The organism is Mesorhizobium sp. M2E.F.Ca.ET.209.01.1.1 (assembly GCF_004010375.2).
Taxonomy (GTDB): Bacteria; Pseudomonadota; Alphaproteobacteria; order Rhizobiales; family Rhizobiaceae; genus Mesorhizobium.
In genome coordinates, this window is the sequence record NZ_SADP02000406.1 from 1 (window position 1) to 374 (window position 374).

Below are 374 nucleotides of genomic sequence, written 5' to 3' on the forward strand. Positions count from 1 at the left end.
GCCGCCGGCGGACGCCGTCACCTGATCTCCGAGATCAACTCGACGATTTCGGCCAAAGCGCTCATCGGTCCCTGGCGCATGAACGGAACGCTGCGCTTCGACGGCATGCGCACGGACGTGTCGGCCTCTACCGGCAAGCTCGAGGCCGACGGCCAGATGCGGCTGAGGCTGAAGGCGGATCCCGACGCCTATCCGTTGATCATCGAAACCGACGGCAATGCCGGCATCGTCAAGGGCGCCGCGGACAATTCCCGCCAGCTCAAGATCTCCGGCGCCGACCGGAATTCGGCCGAGCTGCGCGGCAATGACGGCGAGCCGGTCAAGATTAGCACCGGCAAGCCCGATCCGGGTTTTCGGCTGAACGGCAAGTTCGC

General features: G+C 65.5%; 1 protein-coding gene. It reads left to right on the top strand.

From position 1 onward, the window contains the following. Positions 1-374: hypothetical protein (locus EN852_RS36210; RefSeq protein ID WP_135879714.1), on the top strand; the 374-nt coding region annotated here is incomplete at both ends.